The sequence below is a fragment of the Mesorhizobium sp. M1A.F.Ca.IN.020.06.1.1 genome (genome assembly GCF_004023265.1).
Classification (GTDB): domain Bacteria; phylum Pseudomonadota; class Alphaproteobacteria; order Rhizobiales; family Rhizobiaceae; genus Mesorhizobium.
In genome coordinates, this window is record NZ_RZSR01000651.1 from 1 (window position 1) to 3,485 (window position 3,485).

General features: G+C 67.3%; 4 protein-coding genes. All 4 read left to right on the top strand.

Annotation, left to right across the window (positions count from 1 at the left end; genetic code table 11):
- A partial coding sequence (locus tag EOA60_RS24275; protein WP_281060771.1) for a hydantoinase/oxoprolinase family protein occupies window positions 1–908 on the top strand: 908 nt, incomplete at its 5' end.
- Between the two features lie 4 nt (window positions 909–912).
- The gene (locus EOA60_RS24280) at window positions 913–2,898 is read left to right on the top strand and encodes a hydantoinase B/oxoprolinase family protein (protein WP_128312015.1); all 1,986 of its coding nucleotides are present in this window, start codon (window positions 913–915) and stop codon (window positions 2,896–2,898) included.
- Entirely contained in the window at window positions 2,895–3,197 is a 303-nt protein-coding gene (locus EOA60_RS24285; protein ID WP_095825763.1) for a (2Fe-2S)-binding protein, read from the top strand. Before EOA60_RS24280 ends, EOA60_RS24285 begins: the two co-directional genes overlap by 4 nt.
- A partial coding sequence (locus EOA60_RS24290) for an NAD(P)-binding protein (protein ID WP_128312017.1) occupies window positions 3,194–3,485 on the top strand: 292 nt, incomplete at its 3' end. The genes EOA60_RS24285 and EOA60_RS24290, both read left to right, overlap by 4 nt.

Sequence of the window (3,485 nt, forward strand, 5' to 3'; positions counted from 1 at the left end):
GCCATAGGGAGATGGCCTATGGCCAGCTCAGGATCGAGACCCAACTGGCGCATCGCGTGGTCGGCGAGCTTGCCGCCCGGCTCGGCCGTCCGGTCGAGCAGACCGCGCAGGCGATCCTCGACATCGCGGTGTCGGAAATGTTCGTCGAGGTTGAGAAGCTCGCCTCGCGCGCCGGCGTCGATCTGCGCGATTTCACGCTGATGCCATTCGGCGGCGGCGGCCCGATGCTCGGCGCCTTCCTGGCCCGCGAGCTCGGCATCAAGCGCGTCATGGCGCCCCGCCGCCCCGGCGTGGTATCGGCGCTGGGTGGGCTGGTGGCTGATCTGCGCGGGGACTTCATCCGCACCATCTTCAGCCCGCTATCCGGCGCGTCGCTTCCCGGAATCCGCGAGGCCTTCGAGGCGCTGGCGCAGGAGGGCCGCGACTGGCTTGCGGCGCAGGGGCACGATGCGGCCGCGCAACTCACACTCTCCTGCGACATGCGCTACTTCGGCCAGAGCTATGAGATCGAGGTTGTCCTTTCGCCCCAATGGCTGGCGGACGGCGACGCGGCCGCGATCGAGCAGGCATTCCACCGCACCCATGAGCAGCTCTACGACTTCCACGATCCGGACGGCGCGATCGAGCTTGTGAATGTACGGCTGTCCGCGATAGGCGCAGGTCCGGCGCTCTCCTTCCCCGAGACCGAGGAGATCGACGTCCCGACCCATCCGGCGCGCCGGGTGCCGGTCTATACCGGTCTGACCGTCGAGACCGTCGACCTCCATGACCGCCAGACCCTGGTGCCGGGCAGCGCGTTTCACGGGCCTGCGGTGGTAGTGCAGGAAGATACCACCTTCGCCCTCCCCGCCGGAACGCAGGCGCGGGTCGATCGCCACCTCAATCTCGTACTGACTTTCGCGGAGTGACGCCTTGTTCGACCGCACAAATCTTCAGGTTCTGGCTAACCATGCCCGCGCGGCGGCCGAGAACATGGCCCACACGCTGCACCGCACCGCGCACTCCGCCTTCGTCAAGGAGACGCAGGATTTTACGGTGATGCTGATGGACCGCTCGGGAGCGACCTTCGCCGTCCCGATGGAGCTCGGCGCCACATGGTACCCCGGGCTTTCCTATCACCGTGCGATCGCCATGGTGAACGACTATCGGCCGGGAGACGTCGCCTTCACCAACGATCCCTATTCCGGCCACGTCGCCACGCACGCACCCGACACGCATTTGTGGAAGCCGGTCTTCGTCGACGGCGAGATCGTCGCCTGGACGGGAGGGCACATCCACAACACCGACATGGGCGGGGCTGTGCCGGCTTCGCTCAGCCGCGCGCTCACCGAAATCCATCAGGAAGGCGTCCGCTTTCCGCCGATGAAGCTGGTGAGGGAAGGCGTCTTCGACGAGACGATCCTCAGGATCATGAGCACCAATGTGCGCAAGCCGGACCTCAACATCGGCGACATCAAGGCGCTGGTCGGCGCGCTCAACACCGGCGAGCGCAAGATCCAGGCGATGGTGAAGAAGTTCGGCAAGGCCGGCTTCGTCGAAGGCGTTGCAGCTCTTCTCGACCATGCCGAGGCGCAGGCGCGGGCCGTGCTGCGCGCCATGCCCGACGGCACCTGGCAATTCGCCGACTATGCCGATGAGGATTCGGTCGAGGCCAATCCCTGCCGGCTGAAGCTGACGCTGACGATCAAAGGCGATGAGGCCGTGCTCGACTTCACCGGCTCCGATCCGCAGCTCGGCTCCTCACTCAACGTGCCTTCGGGCGGCGACCCGCGCCACACGATGCTTTTGGTCGGGGTGTATTACGTGCTCTACACGCTCAACCCGAAAATCCTGCTCAACACGGGCCTGACCCGGCCGTTCACCTGCATCACGCCGCAAGGTTCGGTGCTGAACCCCGTCCATCCCGCCGCCGTCGGCATGCGCTCGCTCACCTGCGCCAGGCTGCGCTCGGTCATCTTCGGGGCCTTCTCGCAAGTGCTGCCGGAGCGCTTGCCGGCGGCGCCGGCCGGCAACAACTGCATCGTCAACGTCATGACCATCGATGAGCGCACCAGCCGGAGCGTCATCGCGGCGGTCAACCCCGTCGTGGGCGGCGGCGGCGCGATGCCGCATCGCGATGGCACCAATGGATCGGGCGCCGATGCCGCCTATCTCAAGAACACGCCGATCGAGATCACCGAGACCGAGACGCCGGTCGAGTTCGTGAAATATGGGCTCGCCCAGGACAGCGGCGGTGCGGGCCGCTGGCGCGGCGGGCTGGCGACGGAGATGGCTTTTCGTGTCTTTGCCCCCGACTCCCGGATTACGGCGCGCAATCGCGACCGCAGCTTCTTCCGTCCCTGGGGCGTGCTGGGCGGCAAGGCGGCCGGCTTGTCGGACATGGTCGTCAATCCGGGCACCGACTGCGAGCGGCGGCTGGGCAACATCGACACGGCGGTGCTGCAGCCGGGCGACGTGCTCGCGATCCGCTCCGCCGGCGGCGGCGGACGCGGCGATCCGTTTCAGCGCGAGCCCTGGCGGGTCGGTGAGGATGTGCGGCGCGGCTATCTCTCGCCGGCCGCAGCCGAAAGCGACTACGGGGTCGTTATCCGCGGCGTCGAAGTCGACGAGCGCGCGACGGAGCGGCTGCGCGCGAGGCACACGCCGTCCGTCGGCCATTTCCATTTCGGGCCGGAGCGCGACAGCTACGAAGCGCAGTGGACGCCGGCTGCCTATGATCGGCTCCACGCTCTGCTGGACGCCTTGCCGATCCACTGGCGGTTCTTCGCCAAGACGGAGATTTTTCGCCGCATGAAAGGTCGCTCCGGGCCGGAAGGCGTCCAAGCGGCCTTCGAGGCGGTCTGCGAACGCTTTCCCGAACTGCCTCGTCCGGGGCCGGTACGAGAGGCCGCCGAATGATGACGGTCGGCCGCATCGTCCGGCTGGCCGAGCGCGATCGCGAGGAGGTGCAATTCCTTCTCGACGGTGAGACGCGCAACGCGCTGGACGGCGACACCGTGCTGACCGCAATGCTGGCTACAGCACATGCGCTCCGGAGTTCCGAGTTCGGTCCCGAGCCGCGCGCAGGTTTCTGTCTAATGGGAGCCTGCCAGGACTGCTGGGTGTGGCAAGAAGAGGGACCGCGCCTGCGTGCGTGCACAACTCTTGCCGTCGAAGGCATGCGGCTGCGCACGACGCCGCCGGAGAACTGGCCGTGAGCGAGCCGTCATCGCCGCGCATCGTGATCGTAGGTGCGGGCCCCGCCGGCATAAGGGCCGCGGCGACACTGGTCGACGCCGGGCTCCATCCGGTGGTGATCGATGAAGGGCACCGCGCGGGTGGGCAGATCTATCGCCGCCCGCCTGCCGGGTTCGTCCGAACTCCGGAGCAACTGTACGGCTCCGAGGCGGACAAGGCTCGCGCGTTGCATTTGCTCTTCGACCGGATGGCCGATGAAGGGCGGCTCACTTATTGCGCGCGCAGCTCCGTCATCGCCGTGCATGAGG